We start from the raw sequence: 24,365 nt of genomic DNA, 5'->3' as shown, positions 1-24,365 counted from the left end.
CCGACACGTCCCCCGTCACGCCCGCCGTGCGCGCACCGCGTGGCGCTGCCGCTTCTCTCCTTCGTTTCGTTTCTCCGAGGTCGTTCCGCATGCTTCCCACCCGCCGCTTCCCCGCTCCGCACGCCCTCGCGCTGGCCCTGGTCATCGCCCTGCCGCTGCCGGCCCTGGCCGCCGACGCTGCGCCGGCGCCCGCCAGCGCGCAGACCCCGGTCGAACTGGACGCGGTCAACGTGCAGGGTCGCCAGCCGCACGACCGCAGCAGCCTGAGCGGCTACGGCGACGCGCCGCTGCTGGACACGCCCATGGCGATCGACACCATCGACCGCACGCAGCTGTCCGACCGCCAGGTGCGCGTGCTCAGCGAGGTGCTGCGCGCCGACGCCGCGGTCGGCGACAGCTACGCGCCGATCGGCTACTACGAGAACTTCCTGGTGCGCGGCTATTCGCTGGATGCGGCCAACAGCTACCGCATCAACGGCCTGACCATCGCCGGCGAACAGAACGTGGCGCTGGAGAACAAGGAGCAGGTGCAGGTGCTCAAGGGCCTGTCCGGGGTGCTGTCCGGCATCACCACGCCGGCCGGCGTGATCGACTATCAGACCAAGCGCCCGCAGCACGTGCGCAGCCTGGTGCTGAGCGGCGACGACGACGGCAGCCGCGGTGCGGCGGTGGACCTGGGCGACTGGTTCGGCAGCGAGCGTCAGTTCGGCCTGCGCGTCAACGCCGCGCACGAGACCCTGCGCAGCTATGTCGATCACGCCGACGGCCACCGCAACTTCCTGTCGCTGGCGGCGGACTGGAACATCGATCCGCAATCGACCCTGCAACTGGACGTGGAATACCAGGACCGCCAGCAGCGCTCGGTGCCGGGTTACCAGTTGCTCGGCGGCACGCAGGTGCCGAGCGGAGTGTCCGTGCATCGCCTGCTCGCCTACCAGCCGTGGTCCAGGCCGGTCGGCATCGAGGCGCTGAATGCGCAGGCGCGCTACGAATACCGCTTCAGCGACGCCTGGGCTGTACATGTGGCCGCATCGCACAGCCGCGCGCTGATCGACGACTACTCCAGCTTCGCCTGGGGCTGCTACGGCGCGGCCAGTTGCGCCGGCGACGCGGTGCCCAACCATTTCAGCCGCGAAGGCGACTACGACATCTACGACTACCGCAGCCCTGCCGACAGCCGCCGCAACGACGAACTGCAGGCGATCGCCAGCGGCAGCGCCAGCACCGGCGTGCTGCAGCACCAGTTCCAGGTCGGCGTCGACTACCTGCATCGCACCATCGACCGCCACGGCTCGATCAACGAGATGATCGGCAGCGGCAACATCGACGCCGATCCGCCGCTGCTGTCGCCTGCCGACGCCGTGCTCGGCCCCAAGCGTCGGCGCCTGGACAGCGCGCAGACCGCGCTGCTGGCCAGCGACCGCATCGGCATCGGCGATGCCTGGCAGTTGCTGCTGGGCGCACGCCAGGTGCGCTACGACGAACGCGCCTGGGACCGCGACGGCAGCCTGACCCGACGCACGCGCCGCTCGGTGCTGCTGCCGCAGGCGGCGCTGCTGTTCAAGCTGCAGCCGTCGCTGTCGCTGTACGCCAGTTTCGCCAAGGGCCTGGCCCCGGGCGGCACCGCGCCGTGGTTCGCCAGCAACGCCGACAGCATCCTCGCCCCCACCAGCGCCTACCAGCGCGAGGCCGGCATGAAGTTCGAGCGCGATGGCGTGACTTTGGGCGCGGCGCTGTTCGACATGCGCCAGGCCAACCAGTACGCGCAACCGCAGGCCGACGGCAGTTTCCTGTTCGTGCAGCAGGGCCGCCTGCACAACCGCGGCATCGAACTGTCCGCCGCCGGCACGCTGGGCGCCGGCCTGCACCTGCAGGCCAGCGTCGCCGGCATCCGCGCGCGCGCCGAGGACACCGGCACGCCGGGCGACGAAGGCCACCAGGCACTGAACGTGCCGCGGCTGCGCGCCAGCGCCCAGGCCACCTGGGACGTGCCCGGCGTCAGCGGCCTGGCGCTGCTGGGCGGCGCGCAGTACAGCGGCGCCAAGTACGCCGACCGCAGCGGCCAGGTCGCCGTCGGCGGCTACAGCGTCTACACCCTCGGCGCCCGCTACGCCACCCGGCTGGGCGCGGTGCCGACCACGCTGCGACTGAGCGTGGACAACCTCACCGACAAGCGCTACTGGCGCGACGTCGGTGCCTACGAAGGCGACGACTATCTGTTCCTCGGCGCGCCGCGGACGGCGCGGCTGGCGGTGCAGTTCGATTTTTGAGGAGCTGGGAATGGGGAATCGGGATTGGGGATTCGTGAAAGCCGGAAGCGAGACATGGAGCTTCACCTTGTGGGAGCGGCTTTAGCCGCGACGCGCCGCGGCTGACGGGTTGCGGCTGATCGCTACAGTGAGACAAACGCTGCTCCTTCAGCAAACACTGTCTTCTTCGTTCGCAAACGCCTGGCCCTGTTCTCCGGATCCACCATGACTTCTCTCGAACACCAGCCGCGCCGATGACCAAGGTGGCAATCCACTGTCATGCAGTCGAGACGCGCGAAGTGAAGTGCTTTCCGATGGCGCAATGCGTCGGGACTGAAGTCCCTCCCACAGTGCACTCGGCCGGCTTGCCGCCAGCCCCTGTGCGAGCGGCTTCAGCCGCGACGCGCTATTGCTGACGGGTCGCGGCTGAAGCCGCTCCTACAGCACGCGCGCAATGCACTGCGCTCGCGAACAATCCCCAATCTCTAATCCCCAATCCCCACTCCCGGCCTCCCCACCATGTCCCCGCTCGAATTGCTCGCCGTACTGATCAACGTCCTGGGTGTGTGGCTGACCGCGCGGCGGGTGCGTTGGTGCTGGCCGGTCAACGTGGTGGCGGTGCTGTTGTACGCGTGGCTGTTCTATCAGTGGAAGCTGTATTCGGACATGCTGCTGCAGGGCCTGTACGTGGTGCTGCAGGGTTACGGCTGGTGGCGCTGGAGCAACGGGCTGGGCGACGACGGCAAGGTCCAGGTCGGGCCGCTGCCATGGGGCGAAGGCCTGCGTTCGCTGCTGGCCGGCGCCGTCGGCGCGGCGCTGTTGGGCTGGTGGATGCACCGTCACACCGATGCGGCGCTGCCGTGGCTGGACGCGGCGTTGTCGGCCTTCAGCGTGGTCGCCAGCGTGTGGGCCGCGCGCAAGCGCATCGCCAACTGGGGCCTGTGGATCGTGCTGGACTGCGTCTACGTCGGCGTGTTCGTGTACAAGGGGCTGTACCCCACCGCCGCGCTGTACGCAGGTTTCGTGGGGTTGGCGGTGTACGGACTGCGCCTGTGGCAGGCCGATCTGCGCCGCGCGCAAGCCGTCACCTGACACGCCACGCGCTCTTTGCTGCCTGGCGGCACAGCGCGTGCCGTCGTCAACTCGATGCGAATGGCGCGCCGCAGCCGCACGAGCATCACGCGAACATCAGTCGCCCGCATCGTCCGCGGCCCTGCCGGCAGCGTAGTCTTGTCAGCAACGCTTCTCCACGCTCTGGATTTCGCATGCACTTCGCCACCACCGCCGGCTTCGCCCAACGCATCGCCGATGCGCTGCTGGCGCGCATCGCCGCCGGCGAATGGCGGGCGGACCAGCGCCTGCCGGTGGAGCGCGAACTGGCCGCGCTGTTCGGCTGCACCCGCATCACCTTGCGCGAGGCGCTGCAGCAACTGGAATCGGACGGGTACATCTACCGCGAGAATCGCCGCGGCTGGTTCGTCAGCGCGCCGCGGGTACGCCACGACCCCAACAGCATCGCCGGCTTCATGCAGTACGTGGCCGCGCAGGGCGGCGTCCCGCGCACCGAACTGCTCGCCGCGCAGCGCCAGCCGGCCGGCCCGGCGCTCGCCCGGCACCTCCACCTGGACGATCCCGATGCCGAGGTGTTCGTGCTGCGACGCCGCCGCTGGATCGGACGGCGCGCCGTGCTGCTGGAGACCAATGCGATCCTCGCCGCGTGGGCGCCGCGCCTGCTCGACCACGACCTGGCCGGCTCGCTGAGCGCCGTGCTGACCCAGCGCCTGGACTTGCGGCAGGCGCGCAGCCGGCTGTCCATGTATCCGGCCACGCTCGATGCCGAGCAGGCGGTGCTGCTGCAATCCACCGCCGGCACGCCGTGCTTCCGTCTGCAACGCGTCAGCTACGATCCCGACGGACGTGCCGTGGAATTCGACATCGAGTCCTGGCGCCACGATGTGCTGGAAGTGTCGGTGGATGTCTACGCGCCGGGGGAATGAGTCCGGCTTGTTCGCTATCGCGACACGAGGCGGAGACGCAGCGGACCACACCCGCTCCCACCCAGGAACCAACAGCGACGCCGCTGGCGTCTGATTGCAATATCAGTCGTGACCGACTGCCGCGCCAGCCGAGGGGTCAGGGAGCAACGCTCCAACAACCCTATAACAGGCGCGCGTCGGCAATTTCCGCCTCACCACCAGAACCATAGACGATGGCTGCCCTTGCCGATGGCGTAGTCCCCCTGCCTGTTCGCAATGCCCGCGATGCCTTCCCGCAACGCCGCAAGCCACGCCGAGCCGACCTCAAGTGCAGCCGGCGCTGCGTCTACGGGAAAAGACCAGCGATCGTCGGTCGTGGACAGCGTGAAGCGCAGCTTCTCCGGCGCCACCCAAGCGGCGAGCCCGCGCCGGTTGTTCGGCACGCCAAGTTCGGTCGTGCTCGGTGCAGTAATGAGAAGCGTGCGGGAACCGGCGCCGTCGGCAGCCAAGGCGTCCAGCAACGCCAACAGCGACTGGCATCCAACTGGATCTGCGTTGAGATGCCAGCCGGGATAATTGCGCTCGTTCTCGAGATAGCGCCACAGCGAGATGCGGCCGGTTTGCGTCCAGCGATGGGCAAGCCGCAGGTCGGGCGGCGACAGGCTAGGCATCGAACAACGCCCGTTGCGGATCCGGCGGCGGCAGCGTGTCGTACAGGCGCTGCAGCTCTTCGCGGCAGGCGCGCAGCGGATCGTGCATCAGGAAGCCGGCCAGGCGCGCGTGCCAGGCCGGCCAGCGCGTGGCCAGCGCATCCATGTCGCCGTCGGCGGCGCGGCCTTCGCCGCTGCAAGCGACATGCGCGGTCTCGCACAGCACGTTGCGCCAGCCGAGTCCGGCCATGCGCAGCGACAGGTCGGTCAGCGCCGCATACCAGGAGCCATAGCTGCTGGCGTCCAGGCCGCCGGCACGCTGCCGGGCCACGCCACGCAGCACCACCGCATGGCACACCGCCGACGGCAGTTCCGGATGCAGCGGCGGCAGGGCCGCGCAGGCCCGTGCCAGGCGCTCGGGATCCTCGGGCGGCGGATTGATCTCGCCCAGCCGCGGCCACGCGCAGGCTTCGCCGGCATTGCTCCACGGCGTGGCGCTGGCGATGGCCGCGTCGCGCGCCAGGCAGGCGCTCAACTGCAGCAGCCAGCCCGGCCCAGGCTGCGCGTCGGCCGCCAGCACCGCCACGTCGGCGTCGCCGCAGGCACGCAGCATCTCGTCCACATGCGCGACCTCGCCGAGCATGCGCGGCCGCCGCGTGTAGTCGGCCTGCAGGCGCGTGCGCGCCAGCCAGGCCTCGATCACCCGGATGCCGCGCGGGCCGGCCTGCGCATCGTCGGCCAGCCACACGCGGGTGCCAGCCGACGTGTTCGCCTCCAACGCACCCAGACAGGCGTCCAGCGCGACGTCGTCGACGCCGACCGCCAGCAGCACGATGGGCAGGCTCACCCGCTTACTTCTTGCCGCGTGCCGGCAGCGGCTCCATGGCCTTGAACTTCTGCCCGTACTCGTCGGTGAGATTGCGCGCTTCCTGCGGATTCCGCACGATCGACGGTGTGATCAGCACGATCACTTCCTGTCGAGTCTTGTCCTGGGTCTTCTGCCCGAACAGCGCGCCGACCACCGGCAGCTTGCTCAGGTAGGGAACACCGTTGCTGCCGTCGGTGGTGCTGTCGCTGATCAGGCCGGCCAGCATGATGGTGTCGCCGCTCTGCACGGCCGCCTCGGTCTTGACCCGACGGGTGTTGATCGGCACGTTGCAGGCGACGCTGGTGCCGGCGCTGGTGCCGCAATTGGTCGGCGCCGCGCCGGGCGAGCTGACTTCCTGCACGATATCCAGGAACACCATGCCGTCCTTGGTCACGCGCGGACGCACCTTCAGGATCACGCCGGTATCGAGGTAGTTCACCGATGAATAGGTGGTGCCGGTGCCCAGGCCGGTGTCGACGCTGACCGAATTGATCGGGATGCGCGTGCCCACATTGAGCGTGGCCTCGGCGTTGTTGCGCACGAACACCGATGGCGTCTGCAGCAGCTTGACGTCGGTCACCTGATCCAGCGCTGTGATCACCGCCGCGGCATTCTTGCCAAGGAAGGTCCAACCCAGGCCACTGCTGCCGGTGATCTTGCCGGCGATATCGCCCCAGATCTTGCGACCCGCCGCGCTGGGCAGATTGGCGCCGCCGCCGATCCCGATATTGGTCGCGTCGGACGCCGCGTTCACCGCCTGCTCGAAGTACCAGTTGACGCCGTATTGCAGTTTGCCCGTCAGATTGACCTCCGCCACCTGCGCCTCGATATGAACCTGCATCGGCATCACGTCGAGCTTCTCGACCACGTCGCGGATCGAGCGCCAGGCCTGCGGGGTCGAGCGCACCAGCAGGGTGTTGGTTTCCTCCACCGCCGACACGCCGACCTTGTCGCCCTGCACTTCCAGGGTCACGCTGCCGTTGCCGGACGTGCGCGGCGACAACTGCAGGCTGCCATTGCCCAGGCCGCCACCGCTGCTGCCGGAGGAACTGCTGCTGCCCAGGCTGTCGCTGCTGCTGCCCAGGCTCCCGCCCAAGCTGCCGCCGCCCAGGCTGCTGCTGTCGCTGCCGTTGAAGCCGCCCAGGCCGCCGCCGTTCAACTGGCTCATCTGTGAGCCCGGCATCAGTGAGGCGTTGGAGTCGCCGCGGTTGCCGCCGCCGGCGCCGAACACTTCGGCCAGGCGGTCGGCCAGATCCTTGGCCTTGATGTACTTGAGTTCGTAGGAGAACAGCCGCGCGCCGCCGCCGGCGCTGTCGATGCGGTCCAGCCACTCCTGGATCTGGTCCAGGTAGCGCGCCTGCGGGGTGATCACCAGCACCGCGTTGGCGTTCTCCAGCGGCATGAAGCGGAACATGCCGGCGCTGGGGGTCTTGCTGTTCTCGCCGAACACCTTCTCCAGATCGGCCGCGACCTGCTCGGCCTTGCCCGACTGGATCGGGAATACGCCCACCGACATGCCCGACAGCCAGTCGACGTCGAAGATCTGCACGGTGCGCAGGTAGTTCTCCAGCTCGGCGCGGGTGCCGCCCAGGGTGATGACGTTGCGCGAGCCGTCGATGCCGACGATGGCGTTCGGCCGCGCGTACGGCTCCAGGACCTTCTTCATCTCGCTGGCGGAGATGTACTTCAGCGGCACCACGCGCACCTCGAAGCCGCGCGCGTTGGCCGGCGAGGCGGTGCTCGGCGCCACCGTGCCGGCCAGGGCCTGGTCGGCGGGGACGATGTTGTAGCGGCCGCCGCTGTAGACCATGCGTGCGTTGTTCCAGCCCAGCACCATCTCCAGCAGGTTCAGCGCCTGCGCCGGCGACACCGGCTTGGGCGTGGCCAGGGTCACCGTGCCCTGCACGCCCGGCGCGATCACGTAGTTCTGCCCGAGCATGTCGCCGAGGATGGCCTTGACCACCGCCTGCAGCGATTCGCCCTCGAAGTTGAAGGTGGCGCTGCCGCTGCTGGCGTTGCCCAGCGACGGCGCCGGCGCCGCGGCGGCCGCGGAATTGATCATGGTGCCGCTGCCGCGGCGGATCACCGGGGTGGCGCGCTCGGGCAAGGCGTTGGGATCGGCCGGGCCGCCCTGGCCGTCGCTCTGGGTGCTGCCGGCCGCGCCGACCTGGGGGTTGATCGCGGCGCCGCGACGGATGTCCGGCGAGGGCGTGGTGGCGCAGCCGGCCACCAGGCCGATGGCGAGGAACAGGGAAAACAGACGCGGCGTCATGCGATCACTCTTCAAGGGTTCTGACCTGAGGGGTTGTTCTGGCGCTGTTGCTGCAATTGCCGGCGGCGCGCTTCGATCCGCTCGCGGATGGCCTGCAACTGCTCCGACGACGGAGCCGGCGACGACGGCTGAGGGGCGCTCGGGGTCGGTGCCTGGTTCGGCACCGGGTTGGGGGTGGACTGGTTCGGCGGGCGCGGCGCGTTGGCGTTGGACTGGCCATTGGGCGCGGACGCCGGCGGCGGCATCTGCCCCTGCGCGGCACGCCCGGCCTGGCCGAGCACGGTCGGCGGCTGCCCGCCCTTGCCGTCGAACACCTTCAATTCCAGGGTCTGGGTGCCGCCGCTGCCGCTGACCGTGGCCTGGCGCGGCGCCAGCGACAGCAGCCGCCAGCCCTGCACGGCGTCGCCGCCTTCCTTCAGGCGCAGCGATTCGCCCTGCTCGGTGGTCAGCGTCGCCATCTTGAAGCGGTCGGTGAGCAGCACGCCGGTCAGGCGCACGTTGGGCGCGGCGGCCTGGCCGTTGTCGGCGCTGAGGAAGAACGGATGCGGACGGCGATCCTCGGCGAACACCGGGCGCGCGGCGATCTCGCCGTACTGCGAGAAATCGCCCAGGCGCTGTGTGGTGGCCGCGGGCAAGCCCGGCAGCCGCTGCAGCATCGACGGATCGTCGGGTAGCGGCGCCACGCGTTCGCCGAGCCCGCCCAGGCCCAACGCCCAGATCAGCAGCCCCCACAGCGCCAGCGTGCCCAGCCACACGGTACGCAGGCCCATCGCTTCAATTCGCATGGCGGCCCTCCACCTGTTGCGGCAGGTCCGCCGGCGCGGCATTCGCGGCGCCGGGCGCACCCGGAGGGTTGGTCGCGCTGGGGGTGGCCGGCGGCGGCGACGGCACGGCGGCCGGCTCGGTCGGACCAGCGCCGGCGGAACCGCCGGCGTTCATCACCGGCGTGGCCGCGGCGGGGGCCGCTGCTGCCGACGGGTCCGGTGTGGCGGACGCCGCTGGCGGCGCCGGCATCGCGTTCGGGCGCAGGTAGCCGGCCAGTTCGAAGGCCACGTCCAGGCCGTTGCCGCTCTCGCCCGGCGAGAGCTGGTAGCGCTGCGCCATCACGTTGAGGTTGTCGATGAACAGCGCCGGCGTGCCGCTTTCCAGCGCATGCAGTACCGCCGCCAGCTCCGGCGTGCCGCAGCGCAGACGCACCTGCACCGCAACGCGGGTGAAGCGATCGCTGCGGTTGTCGGCGGCCAGCGGCGAGCGGTTGCTGATCGCGCAACTGCGGTTGCCGGGACTGGCCGTGGCCACCGCGCTTTCCAGGCGCTGCACCAGGCCGGCCGAGGCCAGTTCGGCCGACGTCTCGCGCAGGAAGCCCGGGCGCGTGGTCAGTTCGCGCTGCGCCTGCTGCAGCCGTTGCGCCACCTGCGGCGCCTGCTGCAACTGCATGCGCACGCGCAGTTCGCGCTGCTGCAGTTCCTGGATCTGCGCATCGACCTCGCGCATCGGCACGGTCCACCACGGATGCACCAGCACCAGGTAGCCCAGCGCCAGCGCCGCCAGCAGCAGGCCCAGCGCCAGCCAGCGGTCGCGCTTATCGACCTGCACCGGCATCGGCGGCCTCCTTGCGCTTGGTCCCGGCCAGCTCGGCGGTGAGGGTGAAGCGGTCGCGGTGGCTGCCCGGGTCGGCCTGCAACACGCCGGTCAGCGAGGGCGTGCGCCACAGCGGCGAACCTTCCAGCCGCCCGACCAGCGACGAGGCTTCGCTGCTGAGGCCGATCAACTGCAACTGGTTGCCCTCGATCGAGAACTTCTCCAGATAGGTGCCCTCCGGCAGGCGCTTGCTCAATTCGTTCCAGACCTCCACCGAGGCCGGGCGCTCGGCACGCAACTGGTCGAAGAACGCGGCGCCTTCGACCAGATCGACCAGCTGCTGGCGCTGCGCGGCGACTGCGCGCGCGCGCTGCGCACCGCTGTCCACCTGGGTGCGCAGGTGCTCCAGCGCATCGCGGCGGTTGTCCAACAGTTGCCAGCCGGCCGCGCACAGCGCCAGCAGCGCGGTGGCGGCAAGGATCGCGTTCCAGCGCCGCATCGGGTCGGCGCGGCGGTGGCGCTGTTCCTGCGGCAGCAGATTCACTCCCAGCGGCGCGCCATCGCTGCCGGCGACGTCGATGCCGGCCAGGGTCGGGCGCAGCGCGCCGGCGCTGGCCTGCAGGTCGTCCAGCACGCGGCGCGGGGCCACCACCAGTTCGGCGTCGAGCTGGGCGTCGTCGCGGCGACCGTCGGCGCGCACGTCGTAGATCACCTGGTCGGCCTGGAACGGGGTCTGCCGGTCGATCTCGAACTTCACCACCTCGCGCAGGTGCTCGGCGGCCGCCGCCGGCAGGCGCAGATGGCGTTGCAACGCCGCCTCGGCCGGCAACAGCCACACCCGCGGCAGCGCCGCCAGGCGCGGCCCCAGCAGCGCCTCCAGTTCGTCGGGCAGCAGCGGCCACGGCAGCGCCAGCGGCGCGCCCAGTTCGGACTCGACCTGCCGCGCCAGCATCAGTTGCTCGCCCTCGCGCCACAGCAGCAGCCGCGCCTGCGACCAGCCCAGCTGCAGTTGCCAGCGCGGCGGCAGCCACGCCATCAGCGAGCGCTGCCACCAGGCCAGCAGCCCGCCCGCACCGGGGGCGATGCGTACGCCAAGTTTGTCCATCGTGTCGCGCCACGCCGTCATCGCACCGTCGTTCCTTCTTCCCAACGCAACACAGTGTAGGCGGAGCCCGGCAGCGCCGACGAGCCTGGGCGCACCACCGCGCGCAACACGCCCTCGCGGCCATTGCCCAGCCGCGCCCGGCTTTCGATGCTGTAGGTGCCGCCACCGCCCATGCCGACCATGCCGAGCTGGGTCTGGTCGGTGCGTTCGCGCTGCGCCAGCACCTGCTGCGCGTCCAGGCCGAGCGCGGTCAGCACCGGCCCCGGCGCGAAGTCCGGCGTCGGCCGCGACACCCCACCGTACAGGGTCAGGTTGGGCAGCAGCTTGGCGTACAGCTCCGGGTCCATGCCCAGCACCAGCTGCAGCTCGGCCAGGCTTTCGAACGGCGCATCCTTGGCGCCGTAGGGCAAACCGGCGGCGGCATAGTCCGGATCCTCGGCGCCGTTGGGCTGGGTCAGGTTGTCGGGATCGCGCCAGTCCACGATCGCCGCGGCGATGCGCTCGGCGCGCTGCGGATCCTCGCCGACCGCGCGCACCAGCGCCGCCAGCAGTTGCGCATCGGCCATGTTCAGATCGACCTTGCCGCTCTCGTCGGTGACCCGCAGGTCGACGGTGGCGCCCTCGTACTGCCAGCGGTAGCGCCGGCCGTCGGCACGCCAGCCCGGCTGCGTAGGGGTGCCGGCGAGCCGGGTCAGCGCGTATTCCAGGCCGGCGCGGGCGCGCTCCTGCGCCTCGGCGCCGTCGCCGAGCACCTTGCCCTGCAGGTTCTCGGTGCGCGCGGTCAGCGCGAACGCGCCGATCAGCGCGGTCAGCAGCGCGATCAGCCACAGCACCAGCACCAGCGCGGCGCCGCGGTGGCGATGCGTCGCGCTCATTGCCGCATCTCCGCGCCACCGGCCTGGCGCAGCGCCACCACCAGCGGCGGCCACGCCGTGCCGTCGCCGCTGCGCAACTCGATCGAGACCAGCAGCGGCAGCGTGTCGGTGCGCTCCCAGCGCTCCTGCCAGGGGCCGATGGTGCCGCGCTCCGGGTCCAGGCCGCGGTAGCGGAAGCGCACCTCGCGCAGGTCGCGCGCCAGCGGCTCGGGCGGGCGTGGCGGGGTCTCAGGCAGTTGCTTGCCGGCCTGCACCTGCACCAGCGCGATCGCCAGTTGCCGATGGTCGCCCTCGCCGCTGACCCGCAGGTCGTGCAGGTAGGGGCCGCCGCGGCCGAGGTACTCGGGCAGATCGGCCACGAACTGCATGCGCTGCGGTTCGCCGACGAAACGCACCGGCTGCAGCGTGTGCGTGTCGATATCCAGCGGCAGCGACTGCGCGCCGCTCAGGCGCCGGCGCAGGAAGCCTTCGACCGCGCGCATGCGTTCACTGCGTCCGGCGATCGCCTCGCCGCGGCCGCTGATCGCCATCGCCGAGCGCAGCGTGGCGAAGGCCAGGGTCAGGCCACCGACCAGCAGCACCGTAGCCAGCAGCACTTCGATCAGGGTGAAGCCGCGCGCGGTGGCGCGCGGCGGCGCGCGCGTGATCATTGCGGCACCCCGTTGCCTTGCGGGGCGACCAGGCGCAGGGTCTTCCACTGCAGCGCCTGCGCCGGCGCATCGCCCCAGCGCACCTGCAGGGTCAATTGCAGCAAGGTCGGCGCGCCCGGCGTCACCGCGGCATCGGGCGGCCGCCGCGGGTCGGCGTAGGGCGCCACGTCCAGGGTCCAGCGGTAGCGACCCTGATCCAGCGTGCCCTGGCTGCGTCCCGGCTGCAGCGGCTGCTCCACGCCCTGCGCCGCCAGCAGCGACTGCGCGTACAGGGTGGCGCGGCTCAACTGGTCGGCACGCTGCACCTGGCGTGCGGCGCCGGACAGCGAGCCCAGCAGCAGGGTCAGCGCCAGCGCCAGCAGCGCGAACGCCACGATCACCTCGATCAGGGTGTAGCCGCGCTGGCGGTTCATGGGCCCGCCTGGTCCGGTGCGCGCCCGACCGTGACTTCGCCGGTCAGCCAGGTCACGTCGACGCGCCAGCGCGCCTGGCGCGCCTGCAGGTCGATGCGCCCGCCGGTGGAGGCGCCGTCCTCGAAGAACTGGATCGCGCCCTCGCCGTCGCGGCGCTGCGCCTGACGCGCACCAGTGAAGCGGATCGTCAGCGACGGCGGGATCTCGCCGTGGCGGCCGTTGGGCGCCTGCCAGCGATGCGCCTGCGGATCGATCAGGAAGCGCTGCGGCTGGCCGCTGGCGATCGCCTGGGCGCGGGTGTAGCGCAGTTGCGAGGCGATCTCCTTGGCCGCCGAGCGCAGGCGCATGCCGTCGATGCCGCCGGTCAGCACCGAGGCCGCCAGCAGCGCGGCGATCGCGATCAGGCCCACCACCAGCAGCATCTCCAGCAGCGACACGCCGCGCATGCGCGCACGCGCAGCCGGCGCGCACGCCGGCACGCCGAAGCGCAGCGCGCCGGCAGGGGCCCGGATCACGGCGTCGGATCACTCGTACTTGATGTCGGCGTCGTAACTGCTGCCGCCGGGCTGGCCGTCCTTGCCCAGGCTGATCAGGTCGAACGGCCGGCCTTCGCCGGGCACCTTGTATTCGATCGGGTGGCCCCAGGGGTCGTTCAGTTCGGCCGGCTTGGCGTACGGACCGAGCCAGCCGCTGACGCCGCCCGGCGCGGTGACCAGGTCGTCGAGCTTGGACGGCAGCTTGCCGGTGTCGAGCTGGTAGTTGTCGACCTTGCCGGCCAGGGTCTGGATCTGCGACTTGGCCAGGTTGGCCTTGCCGCGGTCGGCGCCGCCGAGCACGCGGCTGCCGACCAGGGTCAGCACCGCGCCGATCAGCACGATGACGATGATGATTTCCAGCAGGCTCATGCCCGCCTGGCGTGCGGCGGACGGGGAACGGGTCAGGGAGCGGCGAAGAGTGCGCATTGCATCGGATCCTTGCGGTGGAAGACCTATGTAGCCGAACACAGTGACGATGGCAGCCGGCGGCGGCCGGCGGTACAGCGGCGCGTCACGCACGCCGTCACGCCGGGCGGTGGAGGATCCGCGCCGCTCGCACGCACGGCCGCGGCCGGCGCGCGCGGCGCCGCTGGCAATGGGACAGGGGCGGCGGCGGAAGGTTCCCGACCGGGACCGCGCGGCGTCACATTCCGCGGCAGTCGCCCGAGGCCCGGACGGGGCCGGGCGTTCGGCGCCACATGCGCCATGGCGCCCCGCGCGGACGCAGCAGGCAAGGCCGCTGCCGTCCATGGCGTCGCATTGCCGGCTCCGGAGAGACCGGCCCGGCCATCCATGGCCGGGCGTTCGGCCATGCGCGAACCTGCGGTTCGCAAGCGCATGGCCTCCTTCGATTCATTGATCCGCTGCGCCAGACGCACGCGCTGCCATCCGTGGCGCAGCACTACGAGCGCCGGAACCACCGGCCCGACCATCCCTGGCCGGGCGTTCGGCGCCACATGCGCCATGGCGCGCCGCGCGGACGCAGCAGGCAAGGCCGCTGCCGTCCATGGCGTCGCATTACCGGCTCCGGAGAGACCGGCCCGGCCATCCATGGCCGGGCGTTCGGCCATGCGCGAACCTGCGGTTCGCAAGCGCATGGCCTCACCCAATCGCATTGGTGAGGTCGTAGAGGGGGACGAGGACGGAGATGATCACCAGGCCGACCACCGAGGCCAGGACCAGGGTGATCGCCGGCACCATCGCCGCCAGCAGGCGGTCGATGGCCTGCGCGGTCTCCTGCTCGAAGGTGTCGGCGGTCTTCAGCAGCATGATGTCGAGCGCGCCCGATTCCTCGCCGACCTGGATCATCTGCAGCGCCAGGCGCGGGAAGCGCTTGCCCTTGGACAGCGACGCCGACAGCCCATGGCCGTTCTTGACGTCGTCGGCGGCGGCGCCGACGTCGGCGGTCAGCGCCAGGTTCGACAGCACGTTGCGGGAGATGCCCAGCGCCGCCAGCAGCGGCACGCCGTTGCGCAGCAGGGTGCCGAGGGTACGGGTCAGGCGCGCGGTCTCCAGCCGCGAAATCAGCACGCCGACGAAGCGCTGGCGCAGCAGCCAGGCGTCGAAGCTGGCACGGAACGCGGGGTCGCGGCGCTTGCGATCCACCGCCAGCACGGTTACCCCGGGCACCACCAGCAGCACGATCCACCAGTCGCGCACGAACAGGCCCACGCTCAGCACCGCCTGGGTGAACCACGGCAGGGCCACGTCCAGGCTCTCGTACATCTGTGCGAACTGCGGCACCACGTAGCCGAGCAGGAACAGCAGCGCGCAGCCGACCACGCTGACCAGGATCGCCGGATAGATCAGCGCGTTGATCACCCGTCCGCGCAGTTCGCGGCTGCGCTCCAGGTACTCGGCCAGGCGCTGCAGGGTGTCGTGCAGGCTGCCGCCGGCCTCGCCGGCGCGCACCATGTTGATGTACAGGCGCGAGAACAGCCCGTGCTGGCGCTCCAGCGCGGTGGACAGCGGCGCGCCGCCGCGTACCGCGTCGCGGATGTCGCCGACGGTGCGCTTGGAACGCTCGTCCTCGGGCAGTTCGAGCAGGATCGACAGCGCGCGATCCAGCGGCTGGCCGGCGCCGAGCAGCGTCGCCAGCTGCTGGGTGAACTGCACCAGCGCCGCGCCGTCGAACGGCTTGGGCCGGAACAACCCGCGCAGCGAGGTGCCGCCGCCTTCGGCGGCGAGCCGGGCCTGCATCGGCATATGCCCCTGCTCCTGCAGGCGCAGCGCCACCTCCGCCTCGCTGGCGGCTTCCATCTGCCCTTCCAGGACCTCGCCGTGCGAGTCCAGGGCCTTGTAGCGATAGAGGGGCATCAGGACTGAAGCTGGGACTGGAGAATGGGGAATCGGGAATGGGAACGCGCGTCGTGCGCGGTCCATGCGTTCCCGAGCGCGGACCGCCGGCGCATGGCGCAGCGACACGTCGTCATCGCCGGAGCGCACGCCGCGCGCATCAGGTTTCCTCCGTCACGCGCAGCACTTCCTCGATCGTGGTCTGGCCGCTGAGTGCCTTGGCCAGGCCGTCCTCGTACATGGTGCGCATGCCGGCCTCGCGCGCCAGTTGCTCGATCTCGCCCATGCCGGCGTGGCGCATCACCGCGCGCCGCAGCACGTCGTTCATCACCAGGAATTCCATGATGGTGGTGCGGCCGACATAGCCGGTCGGCGCGATCGCCGAGGGCCGCGGGCGGTACAGGAAGATCTCGCCTTCCGGCTGCAGCCGGCGCAGTTCGAACTTCTCGATCTCCTCCGGCGAGGCCGCATAGCGCTCGGCATGGGTCGGCTCCAGCCGCCGCACCAGGCGCTGGGCGAGGATGCCGTTGATGGTGGAGGTCAGCAGGTAGTCCTCCACACCCATGTCGAGCAGGCGGGTGATGCCGCCGGCGGCGTTGTTGGTGTGCAGGGTCGACAGCACCAGGTGGCCGGTCAGCGCGGACTGGATGGCGATGCGCGCCGTCTCCAGGTCGCGCATTTCGCCGATCATGATGATGTCCGGATCCTGGCGCACGATGCTGCGCAGCGCATGCGAGAAGTCCAGACCGATCTGCGGCTTGGCCTGGATCTGGTTGATGCCCTCGATCTGGTACTCGACCGGATCCTCGACGGTAATGATCTTGACGTCGGCGGTGTTGAGCTGGCTCAGCGCGGTGTACAGCGTGGTGGTCTTGCCCGAGCCGGTGGGGCCGGTGACCAGCAGGATGCCGTGCGGCTGCTCCAGCACCTTGCGGAACTGCGGCAGGAACGCGTCGGTGAAGCCGAGCCGGTGGAAGTCGAACACCACGGTCTCGCGGTCGAGCAGGCGCATCACCACGCTCTCGCCATGCGCGGTGGGCACGGTGCTCACGCGCAGGTCCAGTTCCTTGCCCTGCACCCGCAGCATGATGCGGCCGTCCTGCGGCAGGCGGCGCTCGGCGATGTTGAGCTTGGCCATGATCTTGATGCGGCTGATCACCGCCGCGGTCAGGTTGGCCGGCGGGCTCTCGCCGTCGATCAGCACGCCGTCGACGCGGTAGCGCACCTTCAGCCGGCTCTCGAACGGTTCGATGTGGATGTCCGAGGCGCGCAGTTCCACCGCGCGCTGGATCACCAGGTTGACCAGGCGGATCACCGGCGCCTCGGACGCCAGGTCGCGCAGGTGCTCGATGTCGTCGGCGGCGACGCTGTCGCCGTCGGCGGTTTCCACGATCGCGCCCATCGCGCTGCGACCCTGGCCGAACCAGCGCTCGATCAGGTCGTCGATCTCCGAGCGCAGGCCGACCCGCGGCAGCACCTGCAGGCCGGTGGCCAGGCGCACCGCGTCGGCGGCATAGGCGTCGTGCGGATCGGCCGTCCACAGTTCCAGCACGCCGTCGCGCTCGCCGAGCGGACACACATGGAACTGCTTGAGGAAGCGCAGCGACAGCGGCTGCGCCTCGGGCAGGCTCTCCGGCGCGGTGGCCGGCAGCTGCTTGGCGTCGAGCAGGGGCAGGCCCAGGACTTCGGCGCTGAGCTCGGCATGGTCGCGCTCGGAGACCAGGCCCAGGCGCGCCAGCAGCGCCAGCAGGCTGCCGCCGGACTCGCGCTGCAATTGCCGCGCGCGCGCCAGGTCGCCGTCCTTGAGCCGGCCCTTGGCCAGCAACGCCGCGATGATGCGGGTTTCGGGCGTCTCCACGGCGACGGCAGTGTCCTTCACGAGCGCATTCACGCGATCCCTCCCAGATGACCGTGCGACTTTAGCAGTTCGGCATGACCCGACGCCGAATCCGGCGCACTCCCCCGCCGCTGTCTACCGGGCGGCCAACGGACCGGCACCGACAGGCCCGCCACGGTCATCGGCCTGACATCCTGGCAGGACACGCTGGGCAGTTGCGTTGCGCGCTGCCGCGGTCGCGGAGTGGGCCGACACGGCGCTGCCCGCAGATGCAGGAAACCCGGCCGGAGCCGGGTTTCCTGGAACCGCATGGCGCTTCCCTGCGCCGCGTACGCTTACTGGCGCGCGACCAGGCTGACGCCGTTGTAGGTACTCTCGCCGACCAGCTTGATGTAGTAGGTGCCCGCCTGCGGCGCGGTGAAGCGCACCGTCTCGTTGTTGCCCGGACGGGTCGACTTGGCGTCGGCGTTGCCGGTGCCCGGCTCCTTGCCGAAGCTCACATACAGCGACACATTGCCGCTGCCGCCGTAGGTGAGGAAGCTCAGCACCGCACCGGCCTTGGCCTCGAAGCTGTACAGCGCCTCATTGCCCGCGGCACCGGCCAGGCCCGCCACCGCCACCTTGTTGGTCAGCGCGGTCGCCGGCGGCGCGCACTGCTCGGTGGCCGGATCGCACGGCTCTTCCAGCGCCTTGGCCAGGGCGGCCTTGGCGTCGACGATGCCGGTGCCGATCGGGGTGCTGGACGGGATCGACACCGGGAACGGACGCGCGGTCTGCTTGAGCAGCGTCTCCAGCGCCGCCGGGGTCAGCGGCGCCTTGCCCGCGGCGATCAGCGCGCTCTGCACCAGCGCGGCCACCGCGGCCACGTGCGGCGAGGCCATCGAGGTGCCGCCCAGGCCCATGTAGGTGTAGCTACCGGAGGTCGGCGTGGTCGCGCCGCTGTAGCCGTTCTGCCAGATGTAGCCGCCCGGGTTGCCGTCGACGCTGCCGCCGCCGCCCGGACCGGACAGGTCCACCTTGGCGCCGAAGTTGGAGTAGTAGGTGATGCCGCCGGTGATGCGGGTGGCGCCGACCGCGATCACGTTGTCGCAGCTGGCCGGACTGAAGTTGGCGGCATTGGCGGTGTTGTTGCCGGCGGCCACCACCACCGTGGTGCCGCGCGACACCGCACCGTTGATCGCGTCCTGGGTGGCGCTGTCGCAGGCGCCGCCGCCGCCCAGGCTCATGTTGATGATCTCGGCCGGGTTCTGGTTGGCTGGCACGCCGGACACGGTGCCGCCCGAGGCCCAGACGATGGCGTCGGCGATGTCGGAGGTGTAGCCGCCGCACTTGCCGAGCACGCGCACCGGCAGCACGGTGGCGTTGGGCGCCACGCCGGCCATGCCGATGCCGTTGTTGGTCGCTTCGGCGACGGTACCGGCGACATGGCTGCCGTGCCAGGAGCTGTCCTCGGCCACCGAGCCGGCGTAGCACTCGTTGTCGTTCTCCACCCAGTCGCCGTAGTCCAGCGCGCCCGGCACGCGGGCGTCGGTCGGACGCCGCGAGACCTCCTTGTCGGAGATGAAGTCGTAGCCCTGCAGCAGGTTCACCGCCACGTCCGGGTGATTCGGCAGGATGCCGGTATCGAGCACCGCGACGACGACACCGTCGCCCTTGGACACGTCCCACGCGGCCGGCAGGTTGATGCCGCCGGTGGCGTTGCTGTAGTGCCACTGATACTGCGCGTACAGCGGATCGTTGGGCACCAACTGCGGCTGCACCTGCGTCTTGGCCCGCAGCACGTCGACCGGCCGCAGCTTGGCGTCGACCTGCGCGTACTTCACCGTCGGGTCGGCGGCGATCTCCGCCACCACCTTGTCCAGGTCGGCCTTGCTCAGCTTGCCGGTCAGGCGGATCAGGTCCGCGCCGATGCCCAGGGTCCGCACATACTCGGCGCGCACGCTGGCCGCGGCCGCGCGCGAAATGCCGTTGCTGCCGCCGAGGCTGGCACGGCCCACCGCCGACTGCACCGTCGACAGCTTGGCGCTGCGGTCGCTGGCCGCGGCGGTGCCGGCGTTGTAGCGCACCAGGATGCGGTTGGAGGTCACCGCATCGGCCGGCGCGGACCTGCCCGGTTCCTTGACCGGCAGCGGCGCCGAGGCGCTGGCCGCGATCGCGCTCGAGGCTCCCAGCGACATCGCCAGCATGGCGGCGGCGATGGCATTGATACGAAGGTTTTGCTTGTCGATCACGTTGACGTCCTCTTCAAAGTTTCGTGGATCAGGCGACAGTTGCGGCCGTAAAACTCCCTTTTTCCGAATCCGTTGGCCGGCCCAGCCAAGGTCCTGTGGTCTGCCCCCTCAGGCCATTGCGTGGCGGACGGCGGCACGCGCCGCCGTCCGCGATGGATCACCAGCCGAAACCGGCACCGATGCCGATGGAGCTGTCGTCGCTGCTGAAGGCACCGCCGATGGTCACCGTGGCGCGGTCGCTGAATGCGCGCTGGTAGCCCACCGACAGCGCCGACTCGCCGTTCTGGAAGCCGATGCCGGCACCGACCCGGTTCTGGGTGCGGATGCCGGCGGCGCTGGTGGCCATGTTGAGCATGGCCGCGCTCATCGCGCCCTGGCGGTCGATGCGGCGGTCCTGGTCGCGCAACCGCGCATCGACGTCGCCGCGCAGTACCTCGAAGCTGTCGGCCATGGTGCCGAAGCGCGCATCGGTGTACGACTTGGCCGTAGCCACGCCGTTGTCGAGCTGGCTCTTGTTGACCGCATCGGTGGCCTGGGTGCCTGCGGCGACGTTGGCGAGCTGGCGCTCGTTGCCGGCGCTGCCGATCGAGACCGTCTGCGCACGATCGGCCACCGACCCCTGCCCCAGGGCGACCGCCCCCTGCGCGGTGGCGCTGGCGCCCTGGCCGAGGGCGGTACCCGAGGCCGCGCTGACGCTGGCGCCCTCGCCCATCGCCACCGCGTTGGTCGCCACCGCCGCGATGTGGCTGTTGGCGCCCACCGCGGTGCTGCCGTCGGCATTGACCTTGGCGTTGCTGCCGATCGCGGTGTCGTTGGGGCCATGCGCGTAGGCGCTGCCACCGATGGCGGTGCCGGTGACGTCGTTGGCGCGCGCGGCGGTCCCCACCGCCGTGGCGCTGGAGGCGACCGCCGTGCTTTCGCCGACCTGCGCGGTGCCGATGCTGCCGGACACCGGCGTCGCCGCCGCCGTAGTTGCAGCGGTCGCGGCCGACGCCGCAGGCGCCGCTTCGGTGGCCTGCGCGGCCACCGCACTGGTGCCGACCATGCGCGCGCTGCGTGCCGCAGTGCCGCTGCCGCCGGTGCGCGCATCCAGTTCGCTGACCTTGCCGTCCAGCGCCGCCAGTGCCGCGCCGACGTTGTTGTAGCTGGCGCCCTGGATCACGTAGGTCGGCGCCACGAACAGGCCCTGCGCGCCGAGTCCGGCGCCGCCGCCCAGGAACGTGGCCATGTTGCTCAGCGACTGGTACAGCTGGCCGCCGTTGATCGCGTCGGTGCTGCCGGCGGCGACGCTGCCGGCGGTCAGGTTGACGATGCGTCGGGTCGCCGGGCCGCCACGGCCGTTGCCGCTGCCCAGCGACACGGTGTCGGCCTCGTACACCCGCGAACCGGCACCGAGCGCCACCGCGTTGTCCGCCGAGACGCCGGCATTGGCGCCGAGCGCGACGCCGTTGCTACCGCTGTTGCGGACGAAGCTGTTGTAGCCCATCGCCACGCCGTTCTCGCCGATCGCATTGGTCTGCAGGCCGATCGCGGTGCTGCGCGCACCGGTCGCCGAGCTGCCGGCACCGTTGGCGGTGGCACCGGCGCCGGCCGCGACGCTGCCCACGCCCAGCGCGGAACTGCGCAGGCCGCTGGCGGTGGCGCCGGCACCGGCCGCGGTGCTGTCCACGCCGCTGGCGCTGGCCACCGCGGTGCCGGAACTCTGGAAGCGCGCGCTGGTGTCGCCGGCCGCGGTAGCCACCGCGTCCAGCTGCGCCTTGTTCACCGCATCAGTGGCGTTGACCGCCGCGCCGACGTTGGTGATGCGGCGCGTGGCCGGCGCGGTGACGCCGTTGCCCCCACCCACCGACACCACGTTGGCTTCGCTGGTGCGCGCGCCCGAACCCAGAGCGACGCTGCCGGCGCCGCTGGCCGAGGCGTTGATGCCCAGCGCCGTGGCATTGGTGCCACCGTAGGCGAAGGCGTTCTGGCCGATCGCGGTGCCGCCTTGCGCTGTAGCCCAGGCGAACTGGCCGACCGAGGTGGTCTGCGCCGCGGTGGCCCAGGCCGAGGCGCCGAGCGCGGTCGCATCCTCGCCGGTGGCGCGGGCGCTGTAGCCCAGCGCCGCGGCATAGGCGCCGGAGGCGGTGCTGCCCCAGCCCAGCGCCGAGGCGTAGTTGCCCGCCGCCGCCGCGCCGTAACCGAACGCGCTGGTGCGAGTGCCGCTGGCGGCGCTGAAGGCGCCGACCGCGGTGCTGTAGTCGCTACCGGCGTTGGCCTTGTAGCCGTCGGCCGTGGCCTGCAGGCCGCTGGCGACGGCACCGGCGCCACTGGCGCTGCTGAACGTGCCGCTGGCCTGCGCACCCGCGCCCAGCGCGGTGGCGCCGGCGGCGCTGGCGGTGGTGGTGCCGTCGAGCAGCACGTTGCCGGACGCGTCGGTGTAGTACAGCGAGCCGCCGATCGCGGTGCTGGATTCGCCGGTGGCGGTGGCGTTGTAGCCGGACGCGGTGGCGTAGCGGGCACCCGCGAGCGCGCCGCTGCCGAAGGCCGAGGCACCGGTGCCGTAGGCGTTGCTGGCTTCGCCGGCGGCGGTGGCGTAATTGCCCTCCACGTAGCTGCCGACATCGTCGGCCGGGTCGCTGCCGCCGTTGGCCTTGAACTGCTTGCCGGTGGCGTCGGCGGACTGCTTCACCTCGTTCAGTTGCGCGACATTGACTGCGTCGGTGGCTTCGGTTCCGGCGGCGACGCTGGTGATCTGCCGCTCCTTGCCGGCGCTGCCCACCGAGACGGTGTTGTCGCGCGCCGCTTCGGAGTTCGCGCCCAGGGCCACGCTGTTGACGCCGGACGCGTAGGCGCCGTAGCCGAACGCACTGGCGCTGTCGGCGCTGGCGTAGCTGAGGCTGCCGAGCGCGCTGCTGAAGTCGGCGGTGGCACCGGCACCGGCACCGAACGCCGCGCTGTTGGCGCCCGAGGCCTCGGCCGGGATCAGGCCGAAGAACGAAGTACCGCCGACCGCCACGCTCTCCTCGCCGGAAGCCACGCTGTACTCGCCCACCGCCACGCTGCTGCTGCCGGACGCGGTGGAGGACACGCCGACCGCGGTGCCGTAGCTGCCCGAAGCGAGCGCACCATAGCCCAGCGCCGAGGACAGATAGCCCGTGGCCTCGCTGTAGCCGCCCAGCGCGGTGGCGCCGATGCCCGAGGCAGCGCTGCGGAAGCCGGTGGCCGTGGCCTGGTTGTCCGAGGCCACCGCTTCGTTGCCGGTGGCGGTGGCATAGGTGCCGCTGGCCTGCGCGCCGGCGCCGCTGGCGGTGGCGCCGATCTCGCTGGCCTGGGCGTTGCTGCCGATGGCGATGCTGTTCTCGCCCGACGCCTGGCTGCTGTTGCCCAGCGCAACCGCATCGACACCGCTGGAGACGGCATTGAAGCCGATCGCGGTCGCCCCGGCGGCCACGGCATTGGCGCCGCCGCCGAGCGCAGTGGCGCCGTCGGCGGTGGCGTTGGCGGCCTCGCCGGCCGCTAGCGCATTGTCGCCGTCGACCAGGGCGCCGGCATCGCTGTCGGCGCTGCCACTGGCCTGGAAGTACTTGCTGGTCGCTGCCGCGGCCTGCTTCACCGCATCCAGCTGCGCGACGTTGACCGCATCGGTGGCCTCGGTGCCGGCAGCGACGTTGGTGATCTGCCGCTCCTGCCCGGCGCTGCCCACTGACACGCTGTAGGCACGGTCGGCGACCGCCCCGGCACCCAGCGCCACCGCATTGGCGGCGGTGGCCTCGCTGCCGGCACCGATGCTGATCGCGCTTTCCGCGTCGGCCACGGTGTTGGTGCCGATGGCGATGGTGTTGACTTGGTTGCCCAGCGCCTGGAAGCCCAGCGCCACGCTGTAGTTGCCGTAGCCGAACGCGCCGCGACCGACCGCGGTGGCGCTCAGCCCCGGCGCCCAGCTGTTGAAGCCGATCGAGGTGGCGCCGCTGCCGCTGGCCCACGCCCCGGTACCGAACGCCGAGGCATTGGTGCCGGTGGCCCAGGCCGAGGTGCCGAACGCCGACGCGCCATCGGCCGTCGCCCAGGCGTAGGCGCCGACCGCACTGGCGTCCTCGCCGCTGGCCCAGGCGTTGTCGCCCTGCGCCAGGCTGTAGTTGCCGGTCGCACGCGCCTTGTAGCCGCCGGCGGTGCTGTGGTCGCCGGTGGCCTGCGCACCGTAGCCGGTGGCGGTGGCGACGCTGCCCGTCGCCTGCGCGCCCGCGCCGAGCGCGGTGGCGTTCTCGCCGGCATTGGCACCGACCAGCACCGGCTTGCCGTCGGCATCGACGATCGGCTGGTTGTACTGGTCGTAGGCCTGGCCGCGGCCGCCGATGGCGGTGCCGCCGGTGCCGCCGGCCGTGCTGCCGTTGCCCAGCGCCACCGCGTCATCGCCCATCGCCGCCGCGCCGCTGCCGAACGCCGCCGCGCCGCTGCCGTAAGCATTGGCCGCATCGCCGGCGGCCACCGCGCCGGCGCCGTCGGCATAGGCACCGACCGTGCCGCCGCCGCTGTGGGCGAAGAACTTGGAGGTGCTTTCGGCGGTGGCGCGCACCGCATCCAGCTGCGCGAGGTTGACCGCATCGGTGGACTGCGTGCCCGCGGCGACGTTGACGACCTGCCGCTCGCTGCCGGCATCGCCGACCGAGACCGTGTTGGCCCGGCGCGCCACCGCGTTGGCGCCCAGCGCCACGCTGTCGGCCGCAAACGCGGTGCTGTAGTAGCCGAGCGCGGTGCTGTTGGCGCCGCTGGCCCAGGACTGCGCGCCCAGCGCGCTGGCATGGTCGCCCGGTGCATAGGCGAAGTAGCCCAGCGCGGTGCTCTGCA

At 71.4% G+C, this 24,365-nt stretch carries 17 protein-coding genes and 1 pseudogene; 3 read left to right on the top strand and 15 right to left on the bottom strand.

Annotated features, from left to right (window positions below; genetic code table 11):
- The first annotated feature begins 89 nt into the window (after positions 1–89).
- The 3 genes from CEK66_RS12225 to CEK66_RS12215 all read left to right on the top strand — a co-directional run bounded on the left by CEK66_RS12225 (position 90) and on the right by CEK66_RS12215 (position 4,246).
- Positions 90–2,270, top strand: a complete 2,181-nt coding sequence (locus CEK66_RS12225; protein ID WP_152237101.1) for a TonB-dependent siderophore receptor — start codon at positions 90–92, stop codon at positions 2,268–2,270.
- 498 nt (positions 2,271–2,768) lie between these two features.
- Entirely contained in the window at positions 2,769–3,341 is a 573-nt protein-coding gene (pnuC, locus tag CEK66_RS12220; RefSeq protein WP_152237100.1) for a nicotinamide riboside transporter PnuC, read from the top strand.
- Positions 3,342–3,514: 173 nt separating this feature from the next.
- On the top strand, positions 3,515–4,246 hold the full coding sequence (locus tag CEK66_RS12215; RefSeq protein WP_152237099.1) for a UTRA domain-containing protein: 732 nt from the start codon (positions 3,515–3,517) through the stop codon (positions 4,244–4,246).
- Positions 4,247–4,437: 191 nt separating this feature from the next.
- Here the strand turns inward: CEK66_RS12215 and CEK66_RS12210 are convergent, their stop codons facing one another.
- The 15 genes and pseudogenes from CEK66_RS12210 to CEK66_RS12140 all read right to left on the bottom strand — a co-directional run.
- On the bottom strand, positions 4,438–4,896 hold the full coding sequence (locus CEK66_RS12210) for a hypothetical protein (protein ID WP_152237098.1): 459 nt from the start codon (positions 4,894–4,896) through the stop codon (positions 4,438–4,440).
- Complete coding sequence (locus CEK66_RS12205) at positions 4,889–5,722, bottom strand: glycosyltransferase (RefSeq protein WP_152237097.1); 834 nt, start codon at positions 5,720–5,722, stop codon at positions 4,889–4,891. The genes CEK66_RS12210 and CEK66_RS12205 overlap by 8 nt, the downstream gene beginning before the upstream one ends.
- A gap of 4 nt (positions 5,723–5,726) precedes the next feature.
- A complete protein-coding gene (gene gspD / locus CEK66_RS12200) occupies positions 5,727–8,015 on the bottom strand; it encodes a type II secretion system secretin GspD (RefSeq protein ID WP_152237096.1) in 2,289 nt (762 codons plus the stop codon).
- Between the two features lie 11 nt (positions 8,016–8,026).
- Positions 8,027–8,800: a type II secretion system protein XpsN gene (gene xpsN / locus CEK66_RS12195; RefSeq protein ID WP_026143492.1), complete on the bottom strand. Its 774-nt coding sequence runs from the start codon at positions 8,798–8,800 to the stop codon at positions 8,027–8,029.
- A gap of 172 nt (positions 8,801–8,972) precedes the next feature.
- Positions 8,973–9,617: pseudogene (gspM, locus tag CEK66_RS12190) on the bottom strand (type II secretion system protein GspM); the annotation flags it as partial.
- Entirely contained in the window at positions 9,598–10,722 is a 1,125-nt protein-coding gene (locus CEK66_RS12185; RefSeq protein ID WP_152237094.1) for a PilN domain-containing protein, read from the bottom strand. The gene CEK66_RS12185 and the pseudogene gspM, both read right to left, overlap by 20 nt.
- A complete protein-coding gene (locus CEK66_RS12180) occupies positions 10,719–11,576 on the bottom strand; it encodes a type II secretion system protein GspK (RefSeq protein ID WP_017908494.1) in 858 nt (285 codons plus the stop codon). Before CEK66_RS12180 ends, CEK66_RS12185 begins: the two co-directional genes overlap by 4 nt.
- Positions 11,573–12,226, bottom strand: a complete 654-nt coding sequence (locus tag CEK66_RS12175) for a type II secretion system protein J (RefSeq protein WP_152181977.1) — start codon at positions 12,224–12,226, stop codon at positions 11,573–11,575. Before CEK66_RS12175 ends, CEK66_RS12180 begins: the two co-directional genes overlap by 4 nt.
- On the bottom strand, positions 12,223–12,639 hold the full coding sequence (locus tag CEK66_RS12170; protein ID WP_017908496.1) for a prepilin-type N-terminal cleavage/methylation domain-containing protein: 417 nt from the start codon (positions 12,637–12,639) through the stop codon (positions 12,223–12,225). The genes CEK66_RS12175 and CEK66_RS12170 overlap by 4 nt, the downstream gene beginning before the upstream one ends.
- The gene (locus CEK66_RS12165; RefSeq protein WP_043082891.1) at positions 12,636–13,085 is read right to left on the bottom strand and encodes a GspH/FimT family pseudopilin; all 450 of its coding nucleotides are present in this window, start codon (positions 13,083–13,085) and stop codon (positions 12,636–12,638) included. The genes CEK66_RS12170 and CEK66_RS12165 overlap by 4 nt, the downstream gene beginning before the upstream one ends.
- Positions 13,086–13,163: 78 nt before the next feature.
- Positions 13,164–13,601, bottom strand: a complete 438-nt coding sequence (gspG, locus tag CEK66_RS12160) for a type II secretion system major pseudopilin GspG (protein ID WP_026143220.1) — start codon at positions 13,599–13,601, stop codon at positions 13,164–13,166.
- A 675-nt stretch (positions 13,602–14,276) separates the two neighbouring features.
- Positions 14,277–15,491, bottom strand: a complete 1,215-nt coding sequence (locus CEK66_RS12155; RefSeq protein ID WP_152237093.1) for a type II secretion system F family protein — start codon at positions 15,489–15,491, stop codon at positions 14,277–14,279.
- Positions 15,492–15,630: 139 nt separating this feature from the next.
- Positions 15,631–17,361, bottom strand: coding sequence for a type II secretion system ATPase GspE (gene gspE, locus CEK66_RS12150; RefSeq protein WP_152237092.1), 1,731 nt, complete (start codon positions 17,359–17,361; stop codon positions 15,631–15,633).
- Positions 17,362–17,642: 281 nt separating this feature from the next.
- Positions 17,643–19,538 carry a S8 family peptidase gene (locus CEK66_RS12145; RefSeq protein ID WP_152237091.1) on the bottom strand — a complete coding sequence of 632 codons (1,896 nt, stop codon included), beginning with the start codon at positions 19,536–19,538 and terminating at the stop codon, positions 17,643–17,645.
- A gap of 157 nt (positions 19,539–19,695) precedes the next feature.
- On the bottom strand, positions 19,696–24,365 hold a 4,670-nt coding region (locus tag CEK66_RS12140), incomplete at its 5' end, for a hypothetical protein (RefSeq protein ID WP_152237090.1).

This window comes from Xanthomonas sp. LMG 12460 (assembly GCF_009192895.1).
GTDB classification, from domain to species: Bacteria; Pseudomonadota; Gammaproteobacteria; order Xanthomonadales; family Xanthomonadaceae; genus Xanthomonas_A; species Xanthomonas_A sontii.
This window is presented reverse-complemented; position numbering and strand designations above follow the sequence as displayed.